The organism is Microbulbifer sp. ALW1 (genome assembly GCF_009903625.1).
Lineage (GTDB): Bacteria > Pseudomonadota > Gammaproteobacteria > Pseudomonadales > Cellvibrionaceae > Microbulbifer.
Genome location: NZ_CP047569.1, coordinates 1,731,202 through 1,750,484, shown reverse-complemented (window position 1 = coordinate 1,750,484; position 19,283 = coordinate 1,731,202). Strand labels below are relative to the sequence as shown.

The following is a 19,283-nucleotide window of genomic DNA, read 5'->3' as shown; positions in this document are numbered from 1 at the left end:
GATACCTAGAACTTGCCAATCATATTGATGAAGACACCCTGGCTGTCGTAATCCAGGTCGGTGAGGTCATCGGAGAAATCGGTAAAGTTGTAACCGATACCCGCCTTGAAGTGACGCCCCATCTGGCGATACAGCGCCAGCAATGCACCGCTTTTGCGGTCGCCCGCATCCGGCAGGTCGAGCAGTCGGCCTTCGATCAGCAGGTCCCATTTGTTGACGAAGTGCCAGTCGGCGCGCACGACGTACAGGCTCGCACTACTGTCGAAGAACTCCGGATCTTCCCGCTCCATGCTCAACTGCCCCAGGCGATAGGCGTACTTGGCGCCGAGCGTCCAGCGGCGGCTGATGTCGTAGTTGGTGTCCACAGAGAAGATGTGGCTCTTCTGCACAAACTCGGTGGCGGTATTCGTTACCAGTACCTGATCGGTGGTGGGCACATTGTAGAAGTAGGTGTACTTCAGCAGCGTGTTCCAGCGATCGTTGTAGACCGGGCGGTAGGCGTAACCCATAACGCCCTCGGTGAACTTGCCATCGTAAAACTCACCCTGGGAACTCTGGCTGTCGGAGTAATTCAATTTACCGACAAGACGCCAGTCGGGGTTGATCTGGAAGCTCAGGGTATTTTTCATCAGCCAGGTCTGGCGCTCGTTTTCCAGCACCGTCTCCGGATCAGACAAAGTCTGCATATTGTCCACACGGTATTCCACCGCACTGGATAAACGCAGGCTGCCGTCATTGAAGCCCATGCTCGCACCCACGGCACGGCGTTCAGTTTCCGCACCGGTACGCGGATCCTCCAAAGTACCGGCCTCAAGCGACGTTCCGTAATTCCAGACATCACTCGGTGCCAGGTCCACGCCGAGGGCGTGCGTCAGGCCGGTGGAGACGTCACCGTGGGTGTAACGCTCCTCGCCGTAAATGCTCACACTGTCGCTGTAACGGCTGCGGAAACCACTGTTCAGGTTACCTTTGCGCGCGCGCACTCCGGTGTCGGTGCGCTCGTTGTCCAGGGTGTAATTCAAGTAGAGGTTGGTGCGGTCGGTGACCAGGAAATCGGTTCCCAGGCGCGCGGCCGTCCCGGTATCGCCACCGGAGAGTTCGCTGTCCAGAGTCAGGCGTTCGCTGACACGGTAAGCACCACCAAAACCGACGCGGTTGTTTTCTTCGCGGGATCCGGACAATTCTGCCGTGCGCTGCACGAAGCCGAAGGCCCGCCAGTCCGCGCCGGAGTCGTAACTCGCTTCCACCGCCACATCGGTGCGGTCACCCTGCTTCTGGGTAACGGGAACCACCGGTGAATAGTCTTCACGGGAATCGGTGCGCGCAGCCGCAGCCAGTCGCCAGTTATCACTGAGTCGATAGCCCAGCTCCATATCGGTCGACGATGTCTGCAGCCCCTGAGCCTGCTCCTTGGTATCCACTTTCACGCCCACGTCAAAGCGCTCACCGATGGGAACCTGGATGGCTGCGCCGTGCTGCTCGGTCTCCTGGTTAGCCAGTTGGCCCGGCGCGGAGAAACCCGCATCCCGCTGCTGTGCATACAGGGACATGGAACCGCGCGCACCTTCAAAGAAGTCACCCATTTGCAGCGCCGCTTCAAACTTGTTGGCGCCGGCCTTGGCATCGGGGTCATAGGCCGTCGCCGAGTCGAAACTGCTCTGGTCAAATCCGCCCTGATTGAAGCTGTAACCGCCATCGAAGGAAGACAGAGTGTCCAGGGTGTTGCCCTGACTCTCGGCCACTTCGATTTTCATCCAGGTGCCGGCGGTTTTGCGCAGTGTCAGGTCGACGCCGTTGAGGGAGGATTCATTGTCCTCTTCATCCTGCTGGCTGGCACTCAGCCCGATTTTGACGTGATCACCAGCCCAGTAGTGCGCGCGACCGCCCACCGCCAAAGTATCCAGATCGTCAAAGCCCGGCGTGTATTCATAGCGGGCCACCAGGTACTGGGGGTTACCGTTGTATGAGCCATCCTGGATGATCAGGTTGTCGTTGGCAATGGCCGACAGAGGGCGATTCAGCAGTACCCGCCCCTGAATGTAATCCAGGTCGTAATCGATCACCGGCGTCAGGTTTTTCACGCCCAATACCAGCCCGGAGTTTTTGTCCCGCACTTCAATGCGCAGCCGTTCGGAGCCGGTCAGGATGTCCTGGTGGCGCAGGTAGTAGAGGGAACCACCGGTACCGCGGTACTCATCGCGCCCTGCAATGGTGCCCGGCTCCGCGCTGAACGCATCCACCTGAAAACGCTTTTCGCCAAAGTCGGTAACGTCGTCGGTTTCAAAATGGAAATTGGCCCCGTAGAGCGCGCGGTCGATATGCGCCAGTTCATTATCGGTATAAGAGGCGTTGAAGTTACCCCAGAGACCGTAGTCGTCGTAGTTTTCCAGCTTGATATAAAACTTGCCGGAAGTGGGGGCATCTTCCACAACCGTCGAGTCATCACCGAAGGTCGGGTAGTAAAGGTCGCTGTCCAGACGACGGAAGAGCGCGTCCGGCGTTTTCTCCATGAAGTTGGAAAACAGTTCGTCGACCGGCCCCTCTTCGGTATCCGCACTGGCAGACAGCTGCCAGCCATCGCCAAAACCACCGCTGGTATAGAAAGCCAGACGGCCATCGTAACTCGCGGAATTGTCATAGTGGGTTTCATCGCCGGTGACCAGTGCCGCCGGGCCATTGGTCTTGTCCCGGGCAATGGTGACGTCGGCCATGCCCACGGTAAACCAGTCGTCGCGATTGAACTCCAGGTCTCGCAGGAACAGTTCGCCGTTGCCTTCGCTATCCAGAACCGCCACTTCCACCGTGTGCAGCCCTTTGGCAAAAATTTCCTCGGCGACAAATCCGCCGTTGTTACTCACCGGAACTTCGCGCCCAGCGAGCCAAACGCTGTGTCCCGCAGGGATCTGGTCACCATTGACCAGCACCGCATTACCACTGACCGGGATATTCTGCTCCGCGAGGCGGTTTTCACCGTAACCAACCAACAGCTCCTTCTCGGTCGTCGCCTGCTGCAGTTGTGGCTCGAAGTTATCCACAAGCCACAGAGTCTGTGGCCGGGTTTCATCAAAGCGCTGCTTCCAGTCGTAAACCCGCAGTACATACTGCAGTTTTTTCAGCGGCGCCTGGAAGCTGTCAAAGTCTGCTTCCCAGCTGCCTTCGCCATTCTGATCCAGGGTCACTACCGCCAGCGGCGCGTCGCGCAGTGACTGCTGCTCTTCAAAGATGCGCACTTCCGCGCGGGTAATGAACGACGGATAGTTGGTGTAGCGTTTGAACTGGACCCGGCTGTCGGCAATCTCGGTTTCAGGATCGTCGGCGTAGCGGATCGTGCTCGGAAACGCGCTGACGTTCAGACGCGGTTGCATCGCCTGGTTGTCAAAGCGGAACTGGATATTTGCCTGCTCCAGTGCCACGTCGGTACAGCGCTGCAGGTCGGCAGAGTTCTTGTAGGGATCGTATTCCGGCGCGCCATCGACGGTAATACGCATCAGGTTCAGGGCATAGGGGTTGTTGGCCTTGGCTTCCTGTTGGATGCGCTCGATTTCCAGACGGTCTTTTTCCGCCAGAACCGCCAGCTCATCATAGAGCACCTGCACTTCCACACGGGCACCGTCCATGTGGATAAAGCCGGTCTGCACGACGTCTTTGGACTCCACAAAGCCGCGGCCTTCGAATTCGACCTGATCGTCGCTCAGGCCCAGATGCGCCTGGACTGCTTGCATGGTCTTTTGTGCACGGGCGAAGGACAGCCCGACGTCGTCGCCGTAGACCATGGCCTCACGACGCTCCATACGCTGGTTATCGCTGTAACCGATAAAGCTCAGGCGCACATGTTGCTTGCCCGCCACTTCATCCATCATCCGCTGCATCTGCGCCAGCTGGGCGGCAGAAATCTGCGGATCACCGCTGTTGATAAAGATCGGAGCGATATCCCCGGTGGGGGATTCGTGGGCGATGGTAATGGTTTCTGCCGCCGCCGACTCAGGGCACGCCTGTAAACCGTCTGAGGCGGTTTCCAACAGATCGTCATACCAGAACTCCACCTCTACACGGCGGTTCAGGGAGCGTCCCTTGGCGGTGTCGTTGGCCGCGATCGGCTGGGTTGCGCCTTTACCGCTGCTGGTCACCATATAGCCCGGCAGGTTCAACTGATCGGCCACCGCCAGGGCGACACGACGCGCTTCCGCACGGGACAGCGCCATCTGGTCGTCATAGAGTTCCGCCGGCCCTTCGGGCAGCGGCTTGCCATCGGTATGGCCGACAAAATGAATCGTGAGATTCGGTTTTTCCAACAGGGTGGCACGCACCTCGCTGATACGGCGCACAAAGGCCGCTGGTAAATCCACCTGGCCCGGCTGCAGGCGCAGCGGAGACACCAGGTTTTTCAGTCGCGCGCGCTGGTCGGAGCCGGCGGTGTAACGCAGCTTACACACCGTTTCCTGACGGCAGACTTTTACCCGATTGAGCTGCAGCGCCTGCGCGCGGCGCTGGGCATCACGCGCTTCCTGGTCTAATTCGAAATAGCGCAGCTTTACATCCACCCGACGGTTCATCTCCCGCCCCTTGGCGGTGATGTTTTCCGTCAGGGGTTCGCTGTCGCCACGGCCTTCAAACAATACTGCTTCTTCCGGCAGTTCCAGTGCGGTCTGGAAATACTCCGCCACCTGACGTGCGCGGGCCTGGGTGAAGGCTACCTTGTCCGGGTAATCCGCAAGCTCGTCTTCGGTTAGCGGGTCACTATCGGTGTGGCCGGTAAAAATCAGCTGCAGCTCGTGGGCATTCTCCAGTGCTGCGAGTTTCTCTTTTAACTGTGCAATCAATTCCGGATCGATTTCATCGTCCACCTCGCGATATTCCAGCGGCGGCAGCGCATCGGTTTCCAGCACCGGCTGCTCTGGATCGATAAAGGCTTCCGCATCCTGCACCCACAGCTGGCCAGCGGCGGGGATCAGTGTGGTTTCCGTATTGTGGCCCAGCGGCTTGTTGCTGTAGTCCGCCGCTGATTCACTACCCAGGGACAGGCCAGGGATTAATTGCCACCAGCTGCGCTCGGCGACAGCATCATCTACTACAGCGCCATCCGCTACAGCAGTTTCCTGCTCCAGCGTTTCCTCCTGGGCCAGCGCCGGGAAGCTGGCTACTGAAATCGCAACAGACAGGACGGAAGCAAAGGCGAATGCCGGCTGCATCGCCGCTTTTATTTTTAAAATTCGTTCTTTAGAAGGACGGGACATCAATTGAATCCTCCCTGATCGTCGCGGTTTTGGGTACCAGTATCGGTACCCAGTGCGCGATCGACGCTGCGTTTAAGGCCATCCAGTAAACCACCACGGCTGGGCGGCGCACCGCGGCGCCAGAATATTTCGGTTTCGATATTGAGCGGGTAGCAGCAGTCGAGTGCCGCCCAATCCCCGGCAATCTGCGCCTTGATGGCTGCCAATCGCGCGTCTACCAGTGCCGGATCTTCGTTTTCCGCCAGGTAAGAAAGACGCAGCAGAGACGGTGCATCCTGCAGTTTTTCCAGCAGCAATTCCGTGCGCGAGTGCCATTGCGGGCGCAATTCGGTGGAGCCCGGCTCGAATACCGCCTCTGCCAGATCCAGACGCACGACACGATGCAGGCTGGTACCGAAGTTGAACTCCAGCATTTTGCCTCGCGTGGCACGCTGCACCCGCGGGTTCTCTGTGGTCAGGCGATAGCCGCTGGGCAGGCTGCGGTCATCCAGCTTCAGTACGAAGTTGGAACCGCGATCCGGGTTGGGTACCGCCGCACAGGTAATGTGGAAGCGCCCGTGTGCATCGGTGGTCGCTTTCAAACCGTTGGCTGTCACCACCCGTGCACCAGGCACACCGCCCTCACCTGAATCCTGGTAGCCATTCAGGTTCTTATCGTCGTATACCTTGCCCACCACATCGGTACAGTCGAAGGTGGGATCGGGCACCACGCGCACCGTGGCCGTGGCTTCGCCGGATGTCTGCTGTCCGGAAAGCTCATTGAACATGCGCGCACGGTTGACGTATTTGCCTTCGCCCACACCAGAACCCACGACCAGCAACAGCTTCATGCTGTGGGTCTGCTCGCTTTCGGCACGCAGGTGCGGCCACTGCAGCTGCAGCCCGTTCACTTCCGGCTCAACCGACATGCCATCGAGGCTGGCAGAGCCCGCCACATACTTGAAGCCTGCTGGGAAGTAATCCACCAGCTGCAGGTCGGTCAATGGCACCGGCAGGCTGTTGGTGAAGGTAATGGTGTAAGGCACCAGCTGGCTGCGAGTCACATTCAACATGGCCGCGGTTTTGGTCAGCGCGAGTGCGCCTTCCAATTGCGGGTCCAGTGCAATGTGGTTGTTGAACAGCTGGCTGCTGCCCGGCTGGTTGCTGTCGTCCAGATTTACCCGCAGGTAGTAATCCGTCTCGCTACTGCGCGCTTCCATGTCGATGGGCGGCGGCAAGTCAGAGAGCTGGACCTCACAGTGATCCGGGGTGCCGGGAATCAGGTCTGCAGCGCTGCCGAGGCAGGCAGCCACATCAAAGCTACCGGTTTCAGTCCCGGTCTGCGGCGGAATGATCTGCGATGGGCCGGAGACATAGTCTTCGTTGGGCACATCGATTTCGATCAGGTAATCCGCATTTACCGTGCAGGAGGCATTGCTGAAGTTCACATCGAACTTGTAGTAACCGCCCGGCATGGTGACCTGGTTCTGTTGCTTGGGATCCTCGAAACAGGTATCCGGCAGCGGCTGGCCGCTGGAGGCACGGAGCATCCGCACCCGAGCACCAGAAACCGGCTGACGCAGTACCGAATCGTAAACTACCCCATTGGGCGTGATCGGCAGATTCAGGTTCTGCGGGTTGGCACCGGAACCGATATAAATATCGCGGATCTGCTGTGGACCGTTGGTGTAATCGGAGCTGGTGTTACCCAGAGATGCCGTCGATTCCACCGCATTCGGGGCCAGGTAGCGCAGCTCGTAAGTCGCGCCACCCGCAGCCGCACCTTCCATATTCGGCACCAGACCGTCGAAAACAAAGTAGCCGTTGTCGTCGCTCTGTACGGTTTCCAGCAATCCATTGTTGAAGTAAAGATTAACCGTCCAGTTGGTGAGCAGGCGCTCTTCACTGTCCGTCACTTCATCAAAGTTCACATCGTGCCAGAGGTAACCGCTCAAATTGGCAATGCCCGGTGTACCACCGATATCAATGGACACCGTGGCCTCGTTGTACACCGCCGGATCATTCCATTTCACCTGGGCGGTGTTGACCACGGAGTAACCGATGGCCAGGTTTTCACCCAGTTTGGCCTGGAAGCGCAGCGTGATGGATTCACTCGGTTCGAGGTCGCCGTAGTTGGTGCTGTAGTCGACGGTGATCAGGGGTCCGTCCACCATCACGCCGTCGGGCTGACCGTTCAGGCGACCAGAATCCTCCACGTACGTGAGTACACCCTCACCCGCCACCAGCAGGTCGTCATAAATGCTGACCAGGCTTGCCGGAACGGCGCTGATATTGGTGATTCGCACCAAGTATTCCAGCACCTCGCCAGACTCGGCCGCACCGCCACCGACTACTGCCACTTCCTTGGTGATCGACAGCTGCTGCGCATCACCGACCACCACTTCGGTCGGCTGCGCGCCGTTGCTGCTATTGCCATCGGCATCGGACAGGGTCAGCGGCAGTTCCAGGCTGTACACATTGCCCTGGTTGCTGATGATGGTGCCGCGCTCGGTGTCCACATTCACCATCACGTCGAATACGATGGTCGCGGTCTGCGCGGTGGTAATTATCCCCTCGTACGCAGTCGGCATCGGCGGAGTCAGATCGTCGCTGCTGATCGCAATGCCCGCAACCAGCGGTGATTCTCCACCATTGTCCGCAACCGCAATACCGTTCAGGGTAGTGCTGCCGGCTACATAAGTGGTGTGCTCCGGCACCAGGTCGACCAGGCGCACTTCGGTCGCATCCTTACCGCCCATGTTGCGCACGGTAATGGTGTAGCGCAGTACATCCTCCGGATCGATGATACCGGCGGTCATGTTATCCACAGCCAGCTCGACGGTTTTCTGCACCCGCAACAGCGGCACATTACCCACGATATTGATGGTGGGATCGTCGACAACTTCGGTTGTGGGATCGTCGGACGGCTTTTCATCGATCGGGGTATTTTCACCGCCTGCACCAGCACCTGCACCTACACCATTGGCAAAGCCCTGATTGGAAATCACGGTGCCGTCGTTGACGTCATTGATGGTGACGTCAAACGTAATCAATGCCGCGAGAGTGCCCCCCGCTTCCGGATCCGCCAGTAGCTCACCTTCTTCTGCTCCGGGAGACTGGATAACCAGTGTCTGTGCCAGTGGCGTGCTGCCGTCGACATCGTCCAGCGCAGTACCGTTCAGGGTAGTGGAACCGGCAACGTACACCGTATTGGCTGGCACCTGGTCGCGCAGGCTGGCCTCAAGCATGTTTTCGTTGCCGATGTTTTCCACGCGAATGGTGTAGCGCAGGGTATCGCCAGGCATCAGGCTGTCGGGTTCGCCGGTGAGATCTTCGGAGGTTTTTTCTACCTTCAGTACCGGCGCCGACTCGATGATGACCTGGGTCGGGTCTTCCTCGCCAGGCGACTCAGGATCACTTGTGCCATTGATATTCGGATCATCACTGACCGCCAGCGTCTGGCCATAGGCGATAACGTTCGACTGGTTCAGCACCGCCGTGCCGCTGTCGATGACCGAAGCCAGTTGCACTTCGAAGACCACGGTAACGCTATCGCTACGCTCTTCGTCACTTTCACCTTGGGGCGCCAGAGTGAGTCCGCCGATACGAACCCAGCCACTGCCGGTAGCGCCAGCAACGGCATCGCTGTTGTCGACCGCATTTTCTGGCAATTCGATGATGGTCAAAGTCCCCGGGGCGAAAACTTGCTGGGTGTTAAGCACGCCCAGTTCGTCCTCGATGGAGAATTCCGCCAGGGGAATTTCGCTCACATTGTTCACCGTCAGTGTGTAGCGCAGTGTATCGCCGGGGCTCGCTTCTTTGCCCGGCTCCTGTCCGCTAGTGACGTTGACCACTTCTTTCAGCATTTGCAGGGTGGCACTTTGCGTGACCAGTGCATGCGCATCTTCGTGGTCGAGGACTTCCGGTGTACCGTCGGTCGGCGCAGCCCCGTAGGCCCGGCGATTCTCGCGATCCTCTCCCTGGCTGAACCATTGAGCCGCCGCCAGATTTACCAGGGTCTGATCGCCCGCAGTATCCTCATCCAGCCAAGCCTGGTATTCGACCAGCAGGCGCTGGCCCGGCTCAACTGCCACACCGGTGGTTGTCAGGGTGAAAGTACAATCCGCGAAGCTGGACTGATAGTCCGACTCTTCACTCAGCGCACTCACCAGGGTATCGGTATCAGTGTCGAAGATCTGTATCGACACCACTTCCGGTTGCCGCCCACACATTCCACCCTGATCCACATCCGGCAGGATATCGATAATCGAAATATCCCAGGCCGCACTGTCACCCACATTATTGATATTCAGAGTGAAGTCGCCCGCGATACCGGCATGCAGTGTCTCCGGACCCGCTTTCTCCAGCGTGAGCTCGGGTTCAACCAGCGTCATCTCCTGAGAAGTGTCCGCAAGCAGCTCGAGGTCGCCGCCAAAGGTGCTGAACCGGTAACTGGCGGTATTGGTGAACGTCAGTCCTGCGACGTTGACATCCGTATCGAGGACTTCCACCACCAGCTCGATTTCAATCTGCTCGCCAGCAGGAATATCAATTCCATCGACTGAATCGACAATTTCAATCTGCGTTTCATCGCCGATGTTTTCCGGCGTCCAGCCATCCGCGCCACTGATTTTATTCACCGCAATAAATCGCAGATCCGCGGCAGACGCTGACAGATCATCGAAGATGCGAACATCGTAGAGTGCGGTATCCGCCGGCGTCGCCGGCACAGTGATCCGGTAGCTAAACTGTTCACCAACGGCCGCTTCAGGCTGGGTGATGTTTTTGTCCAGCGCAGCAGGCAGCGGGCTGGTGAGAGCCGCACTCGCCGCCTCTGCGAGGCGATAGTCCTGACGTTCTTCCGCCACACCATTGGCCGGAACAACATTATTGTCGAAGGAATAGTAAACCGGCAGGGTTACACCGTTGCCCAGTGAAAGGCCTGCACCCAGGGTGTCGTCCGCGGTAACGGTGTACACCAAGCGCAGCGTTCCGCCGGCGGGAATGGTGTAAACGTCGCTGTCATCGAGATCCCAGAGCGCAATGCCGGTAGCCGCATCATAGCTCGGCATACGTACCGGCAAGCTGCCACTCCCGAGGAGTTCGATACTTTGCGTGGTCACGCCACCGCCGTTGCGCATGCCTTCGGGTACAACATCCTGAATTTGCAAGTCGTACGCCGGCGCTTCACCGTCGTTGGTGATGTCCAGCGTAAAGGTGGCCTGCTCGCCCACGGTGATCTCGCTGTCGTTGCCAATCGCGGTGGAAACATCCAGGCGACTGATCGCAAGCAATGGTTGTATAGCCTCGACACCAGCTCGTGCATTGATGGCACTGGCCGGACCGGAAGGCAGCGCGTATTCCAGTGCGACGGTATTTTCCAGAGACTGACGGCTCGGCAATTGCGCCAGCACACTGCCGTTTTGTACGCGTACCTCGTAGACGATCTGCAAGGTATCGCCGGCCGCGCTCGCCGGATTGGTCACATCACCGAGAGTGAATACCAACTCCGCGCCATTCACACTCACTGCACTTGCGACGGTCGAGGTCTCATCACTACCGAAGAAGTCGGCGCTGACCACCTCTTCAAACACCATACCGACTGGCAAGGTGTCGGTGATGACGACACTGGGGTAGGTACCTTTTTGCATCGTCGCGGTAACCGCAAAACGGGCGCGATCACCAACCCGAATACTGCCGGTACCATCAAACGTATCGTACACAAGAGCTTTTGCCAGACTGGTATTGTCAGACACGGTGACCGATGCAGTCGCGCTGGAAAGGTAGTCGTTGTAGGCCGGTGTTTCACTGCCGTCGCGTTCCCAATCCGAGTCACCTGACAAGCTCGTCCAGCGCACTTCCGCAACATTGTTCAGCACCTGGCCGGGACGGGCATCGTCCTGCACCACGGCCTGATAATCCACTGCCAGACTCTCACCGACTGCGACGCTGGTGAGGTTCCACTCCAGTGTGAAACCGCTGGCAGCGTCGCCGCTGATAACCGGGTCGCCGATGCTTGCAGAGCCGGAAACGTATTCCAGTCCCGCATCCAGTACGTCGGTAACGACCAGTTCATAGGCTGCCGCTGAATCGGCGCTACCGGCTTCGGTAATACTCAGGCGGTAGTCGAGCACCGTGCCGGCATTAATCGCGGCAGGAGCAGCAATTACCTCTTTTTCCAAAGCAATCTGCGGTTCGACAATCGTCAGCGGATCGGTCGCTGCGCTGGTGTAGGTAACACCACCGGTGCTGTAACTCGCCTGATTGATCACGCTGTCGCCCGCATTACTGTCGGCGCTGTTGGCCACACGCAATAAGAGTTCTATCTGCGCGGTTTCACCAGCCTGCAGGGTTCCCAGTTCGAAACTCAGGGCACTACCACTACCGCTATTAAGCAAGTCACTGGCAGTGCCGCCATTGATACTCAGTGCGGCACTGACAAAAGTGAATTGCGGCGCGAGGGTATCGGTAAGGACCACCTCGGTGCGGGCAATATTGTCTTCGGGAATGGTGATGCGGTAACGCACTTCCTCGCCAATGGTGGCGGAGGCTGCACTGGTAAGCACCTTCTCCGGCGGCATCGCATTGCTGGGGTTCTGCATCCAGACAGACGCAACAGTATCGTCGGAATACTGCTGGCCATTTGTGCCCGGCAGAGACCAGTAGGAACTAACGCTGGCACTATTGCGGAAAAGCTCACTGGTGCCGATATCCGCGCTGAAACCGATGCTGTAGTCCACGGTCAGGCACTGATCGGGTAGCAGCGGCGCGTCGTCGTTAAGCGTCAGCGTAAAGCTTCCACCGGCTGCAGGTTGCCCACTGTAGGTAAACTCGCTGGTCGCGGTACCGTCGATGGCGACGGTAAACACACTGGCGTCAGACAACGCCGCTTCGTTTAATTGCGGAGCCAGGGTATCGCTAAGCTGGACATTGTAGGCAGGCGCATCGCCCTGGTTACAGGATTGCAAACGGAACTGCATGGTATCCGCCGCCAACACCACCAAGTAAGGATCGGCTTGAGTACCGCTACCGGCGCGTCCGCTCAGGGTGTCGGTTTTCACCAGCGAGCTCAGTAGCGGTTGATGTACCGCAATCGCAGCAATTACCGGCGGCAGCGCTACGGTGGAGCCATCGAAAGCGTCATAGCTCAGTTCCGCCTGGTTATTTAGCGGGCCAAGCACGTCCTGATGCGCCAGGACATCGGTCACTACTCGGGCGCGGTACAGGATGGTGAATTCGTTATTACTATCATTTCCATCCACGGCATCCACATCACCCAATGCCAGCGTCAGCACCTGCCCCGCATTGGCATCACCGGCCACACTTGTTATGACCGGTTCGTGAGTGAAGCCTCCGGTGTTTTCAAAAGGTGCACTGGTTTGCCCGTTGACGCTCACTAAATCAACGAACTCCAGACCCACTGGCAGGGTATCGGCAATGGTGACATTTGCGGTGACGCTCTCGTTGAGCGTCACGGTCAGGCGATAATCCACAGTATCGCCAACGCGAAGCTCCGCGTCGGTCGCATCACTGCCATCCAGAACCCAGCTATCGGACTCAAACGCTTTGACCAGGGCGGTATTGTCTTCCGCCGCTGCATCCGTTGTCTCAGTCGCGGTAATACAGTAGTCATTTGGCGCCGCCGGGCAATCTGCGCCGGTACGCTCGTAATCACTGTTTGCTGCAACGTCATCCTGGAGTGAAGTCCAGTCGGCAGTGACCTCATTGGTAAAGGGGCCACCATTGGCTGCCACGGTAACCTGGTAGGTTAACAGCAGCTGTTGGCCTGCCGGTAAATCGAGAGAACCGTCGCTATTGCCACGCCCCCAAACAAGGGTATTTGCGATGGTCGTATCGGGCGTCGCGACAAACCCGGCCACCGGGCTACCACTAATAGTAACGGTGGGCGCAACACTGTCATCCCACTGAAATTCTTCCGGCAGGCTATCCACCAGATTCAGATCATAAGCGGTGGCGTTACCGTTATTGGTGAGTGTCACCACGTATTCCAGCACCGAGCCGCGGGTCAATTGCCCCGGCGTAATCTGGGTTACGCTTTTATCCGCACTCAGTACCGATTCCGTCACCGTGATTGCCGGGGTATCGGCAGTCTCGGTCACCGTGGCAAGAGTACTGCCATGCTGGTAACGGAGCTCGGCGCCATTTTGCAGGCTGTTTCCTTCGCCACTGGCGGTACCAGTATTGGTATCGTTATTGATCCGCGCATAGTAGGTGATCACGATTTGCGGGTTGATCGCACCGGCAGTCGGTAAATCACTTTCCGTCTCGGTAAGCACGGTACCGATATCCCACAGAATTTCGCCGCTGGCACCATTGACTGGCGCCGAGCTACTGAATGCGTTCTCACCCAGTGCAGTGTTGCCATTGATGCTGGCAATCCTGGTAAAGGTGTAACTCACTTCGTAATTGGCATCGCGGGTCAATACATAGCTGGTGCTGCCGCTATCCAACAGATCGCGAAGCTGCAGTTCCTGAGTGGTGCCCTCCGGCAGATCGATGGTGATCTGGAATTGCTTATGGGCACCGATTTCCGGTAGCACACCCGGAGACAGATCCTGCTTGTTCAGAAGCACGCGGTCCAGATCCGCAGTCACCTGATTACTGCTGATTTCGTAATCGTTGACGGCGTCAGCACCAGTTTCCAGTGGCAATTCGCCAATACGCATGCCGTCGACCGCACCGTTGACACCAATCTGGCCAGTGCGTGCAGAGCCGTCGTTCTGATCGATGGGATTCAATGCAGTGCTGCGTGTCGGCAGCGAAGTCCAGGCTGCGTGCGCGGTATTCTGCAACTGCTGCTGTGGCTGAGCACTATCGCCTACACGCACCAGGAAGGTGAACTCGCGGGCTTCGCCAGGCAGTAACGGGTTTTCCGGCGCCCACACAAATACGGGCTGGTTCTCACCGAAGGCATCGGTATCCACCGCGGGGGGATCAGTTCCGTTGACACTACCCGCAATGAACGTCATTTCGCTATCGACAAGGTCTTCGAGTATGCGCAGGTTGTAGGCAGGCGCAGACCCGTTATTGGTTGCGGTGAGTGTAACGGTAATATCGTCGCCGGCATCCTGTGGGTCAGTCCAGCTCTTCTCGAGTGCCAGCTCGGGCTCGATGACCCGTACCGATACATTGCCGAAACTGAGTTTGGACTCGTTCCCCATCGCGTCGGCGTAGCGCAGGAAGGTAGAGTCACCGGTACCGTTTTCCAATACCGTGCCACTGCTGCCTTCACCGTTGTTGTTGGCTGGCGTGTTATCCACACGCGCGATAAAACGCACCGGGAAACTGAAGAGAGATTCTGACCCCGGTGTGGTCAGGGTGACATCACCGAAATCCCACGACACCTGGGTGCCACTGCACACGGGCGTAATAACTGGCACCTGGCTCAGATCCGGGCGACGGAAACCAGCTGCCGCATAGGGGGGAGCACTCAGGTCAATCGATGGCGCATCGACACAGCTGAGACCGGCCGGAAGTGTATCGCTCACAATCAGGCCGCGCAGCTGCTGGTAGGGTAGCTGCCCGGTAAGGGTGTACTCGATTTCCTCACCAATTTTTACCGCCTGATAGCCGCCAACCATCTCACCCAGCGTGGTATCAGACAGCGCGGTGATTTCTTTCGGTTCTACCGCAGGTGTAATAAAGGTAATGGAGGCATCTGCCGGGCCGGCATCGTAAGCGCGGGCACCGCCGATATCGCCATTCCCGCGCAGCTCGACAGTCTGGTTGCCAAACTCGTTGCGGTCACTGGCGTCACCGCCTTCCAGAGTGTCATACACGATGGAGTAAGCGCTTTGCAGCATCTGGTTAGGCGCAATACGTTCATCCGGGTTGACCTTGTAGTAGAGATTTACACTGCGGCCATCCTCGGAGCTGCCGGTCCCTCCATTCAAGCGACGCAGGCCGTTATTGGCTGAACTACCCACCGGCGCACCGGTATCACTGTGTGAATGGGAAAATATCAGTGTGGCATCTACGCCATCGTTGGGCGTGTTTTCAACCAGGCTCAGGTGTTCGTTGTCTTCATCGACTGCGCCATCACCATCGTTGTCGATGCCATCACTGCCGGGATCAACCACCACCAGCAGGTCAGGTACTGTGTCGGTAACCACAAGATCATAGGCCGGGGCGTTAGGCTCGCCGGAGGTTTCATTGGCATTCACCAGTCGCAGACGCACGATGTAATCCCGTGAGGTGTCCGCACCCGTCAGGTTCTGCTGCCAGCCACCGGAGCAGTCTCCGCTAGCAGAGCTGAAGTTGCCCGCTTCGCAGTAGTTTTTTGCCAGGGAAATTTCCGGTTCGGTCACTACCACATCGACACGGCGAATACGCTCCCACGGGTAGCCCACGATGCTGTTACCAAAGTCGAAGTACTCATCCACACCGGTATTCTCGTTGTGGTAAGCCGCCTCAAAGCTGGAGTTCAATACATTGTTTCGGTCGGCGGCCTGAACATTCGGTGCACTGCGCGCATTAAGCGCCTTGTTCTGAATACGGGTGGTGGCATTGACATGGAACCACTGATCAATGGTGGTGATGTAATCACTGCTTCCGTCACTGCCCGCCTGGTTACCGGTAAAGAGCCAGCCAAAAAACCCTTCGTCCAGAGTACTTTTGGAGGGGTCATTCGGTGTTGGGGTCGCACCGGCGATCTGCACACCTACCTGAGGCTCGGTATTGGAAATATAAACCAGGCCGTCTTCGACCTCGTCCTGCACCTGGATATCGCGCACACCGATGAAGGAGAAGCCCCGCGACTTAAAACCGAACCAGCCGCCAGTCTGAATGAGGTTGGTACATTCCTCACCAATCTGCACCAGTTCACGTTGTTTACGTGCGAAGTTGGGGTAGCCATCCGACATTGCACTACTGGGCAAAGCGGCATTCAGTGTTGCGGGACTGCTTTCATTACATTCGCCGAGCGGCGGTATTGATCCCTCTAATGCCCACAAATTGCCACCGGCAGCACTCCACGCCACCTGATCTTTCAACAGGTTGAAGCCGATACCGCGGGACCAGTTCGCATCCAGTGAATAGAGATTGCCGCGGTCTACCTCACCGTCACTACGCGCGTTGTTTTGGCCGGCATTACCTGGCTGCGGGAACCAGAGCGGCTGATGATTGTTGATCGCCGTGGGAGTATTGGTGGTCGTATAACTCTGAACTGCACGGTTGTTGGTTGTACCTCCCGTGTTGCTCATGTTTACGGTGGGAGCGGCAAGATTCAGGCTTGCCACCGTCCAGATTTCACCAATGGCATCAGCACGGAAGGTAACATCGTCTTCAAGAACGAGCGCCAGATCCAGGGCCTTTCTGACTTCGAAGTGGAACTCCACGCTCTCGTTGACCGCGAGTACACGATTCAATGAATTACCGTGGTTGGGATAACAGCGGTACGCAGTACCGGTAGTGGTCAGGGGCAAATGGAGCAAATCCGGATCGCCCGGTGGGTTCACCACCCAAGCCTTGTATGGCGAGGGCTGCGGTACCGGAGAGCCACTCACCGATGCGATGTCGCACTGCCAATTACCGTTTCGCTCGTCTACCGTTACCACTTCCAGCGTCGGGCCAAAGCTGATGAAGATGCTGGCATCGCGGGCATCCACACCACCATTGTTGGTCGCTCTTACGCGCAGCGGCGTGGTCTGGTCGGGATCGTTGGTGACAATGAAAGACTGGTCGAGAATCTCGACATCGAGATCTTCGGGATCAAAAACAATGGACGAGCCGCCGGTGTTATCGGTCGGGCTGCTACTGATGCCATTGTCGGTCAGGTTGTACTGTTGAGTTCCCTGAGAATCACACAGGGTCTTGAAATCCACTTCCAGAGTATTCTGCAGGCTCGCAGACAAAGCGACGGGGTCGGTGGGCTCCGGGCGTTGGAACAGGTTAACACCTGGCTCTTCAGGAACCACATCCAGGTCGGCGGCGCGGTCAAAATGCGCCGGATCCTTGTGGATAATGGCAAACCGGATTACCACCACATCGCCGTGGCGCATCAGGTCGCGATAAGTTTTACCGCTGTTGTAGGCAGCATCCGGGTTGCTTTCCGTGTACTGGGTGGAGCTGGACAGCTTGAATTCCGGCGCGGTGTTACCCAGGTAGCTGGTGTAATTGGTGGTATCCACCGAGTCCACGCCATCTTCCGGGTTTACCCACTGAAGCTGATCTACCTGACCGGCATAATCTCCATAGAAGGAACCATCCGTGTATCCGTTGTTGCCAGCGGGACGCAATAACTGCGGCGCAAAACTCGGGTCCAGAACATAGCCGTCCGGCAATTGATCGCGGAGATGATAACCCATACTGCTATCAAACCAGACGGTACCGCCGCTCTGGTTGGACAGCGTAATGGTCATCAGGCCGCGCATACCTACGGTCGCGCTGCCATCGATACCGGTGAGGGTGCGCTCGACTTCTAACGCCGTTGCACCACCAGCAACGGAACCCTGGCCATACCAGGTACGCAACTCGCCGGTATCATCCAGTCCCGGAATTATACCGCCGGGTGGCGTCTGCACCGCACAGCCAAACTGTACGTCCTCCAGGCTGTTAATCAGCGGAGTACCGCTGCTACAGGATGCATCGCGCTGCAGCTTGCCGACCAGGTAGAGATTGATTTCCCCACCCTCAGCAATATCAATAGTACCGCTGGACGAGCCGGAGGTTTCAGCCTCCACAGTCCCGGCATAGGGTGAAGGAATATCAATGCCATCGCCAAACGGCGGCAGCACATCCCAGTCCGCCAGTACCGAGCCAGTCAGTGCATCGGTAGCGACACAATCCGTGGTGCCAGGCAGAACGCCATTGTTGGCGGCAACGGCGTCAGCCTCTCCTTGGGTCGGGCAGACAAAATTTGCATTCATCACATCCGCGCGGGACAGCACATCATCAATACGCAGATCCTGCAGCGGTGCAGTGCCGTTATTGGCGAGGTTCAAACGCCAGACGATATCGTCGTCGTTATGGCCGTAAACGGTATCGCTGCGGGTACCCTCGCGCTGCCCGGCATCGTAATTCCAGCCCTGCTTGTCGATCTCAAGCACCGGTTTGTTGACAACCAGTGCGCTAGTATCGGCAGAGGTCGGATTGAAAACATCGACATCCGACGGAGTACTTGGAGTGCAATCGGTTGCCGTGCCAGGGTACGGCGGGTATGGAGGCCGAGGATTCTCGTAATCCGTCCACGCACTCCAGTTGGTGGGGCAAATATCACTATCGGTGTGCGCCCTTCTCTCCGTTCCGCCAGAGGTGCAACTATCCGTAGTGACATAATTGATCTCAGCGGTGACGTTAACGTTGTCGAAAGCGTTCAGCTGCTCCGGGCCATCGGAACTTGAAACCAGCGGGCGATGCACCGGAATACGCACCGTCATGGTGGTGTTATTGCCGTCGGCCAGGTCAGGAAGGCCACCGATGCGGATTTCCCAGTTGCCACCATTCAGAGCCTGCTGCACCTGGCTGGCATTGTTGCTGTCGATGGTGGTCCCGCCCGCGGTTATATCCAGGTCCTGATACAGGCGCAGGCCGGAAGCATTGGGAATACGCACTACCAAACCGGCTTCATCATCAGTGCGGCTGCTGAAGTCCATATCCGGATTAAAGGAGCCGTAATCCCCGTTACTGGTGTAGGTGTAGTAATTACCAGAGCGGCGGCGGTACCTGCCCCCCCAACGCTCTTCTTCCTGATCCTGCTGAAGACTGGACGTGATATAGGCGAAATCATCGTCGCCACTGCGGTAAGGGTTGGTGATTTGTACTTCTATGTAGCCGTAGCCGCAGAGATCACAATAGGTGACGTTCGCACCGGTGCGCACATCCACCAGTTGCGTCGGAGCAGTGGGATTGGCAACACAATAACCCGTCGGTGCCGCCAACACCTGCCCGGACACTGAAGCCAGTAACGCAACTGACAGCCATAGCCGCACCGAATACATCAGTGCCGCCAGTGCATTTCTGAATGATTTTTGCCCAGTTACTTCAGACTTCATCGCGTTCCGCTGCCAGTCAAAATTTATTGTTGCCAACCACCGCACAGGCGGCAGCACC

At 57.8% G+C, this 19,283-nt stretch carries 2 protein-coding genes; both read right to left on the bottom strand.

Annotation, left to right across the window (positions count from 1 at the left end; all coding sequences use genetic code 11):
• Window positions 1–5: 5 nt before the first annotated feature.
• Window positions 6–5,234 (bottom strand): OmpA family protein, encoded by a 5,229-nt coding sequence (locus GRX76_RS07085; RefSeq protein ID WP_236250589.1) that lies wholly within the window; start codon window positions 5,232–5,234, stop codon window positions 6–8.
• Complete coding sequence (locus GRX76_RS07080) at window positions 5,234–19,225, bottom strand: isopeptide-forming domain-containing fimbrial protein (RefSeq protein ID WP_160152664.1); 13,992 nt, start codon at window positions 19,223–19,225, stop codon at window positions 5,234–5,236. The genes GRX76_RS07085 and GRX76_RS07080 overlap by 1 nt, the downstream gene beginning before the upstream one ends.
• Window positions 19,226–19,283: the final 58 nt, after the last annotated feature.

Coding starts and splice junctions, on each gene's coding strand:
- GRX76_RS07085 (WP_236250589.1), bottom strand. CDS start 5,234: ATGTCCCGTCCTTCTAAAGAACGAATTTTAAAAATAAAAGCGGCGATG.
- GRX76_RS07080 (WP_160152664.1), bottom strand. CDS start 19,225: ATGAAGTCTGAAGTAACTGGGCAAAAATCATTCAGAAATGCACTGGCG.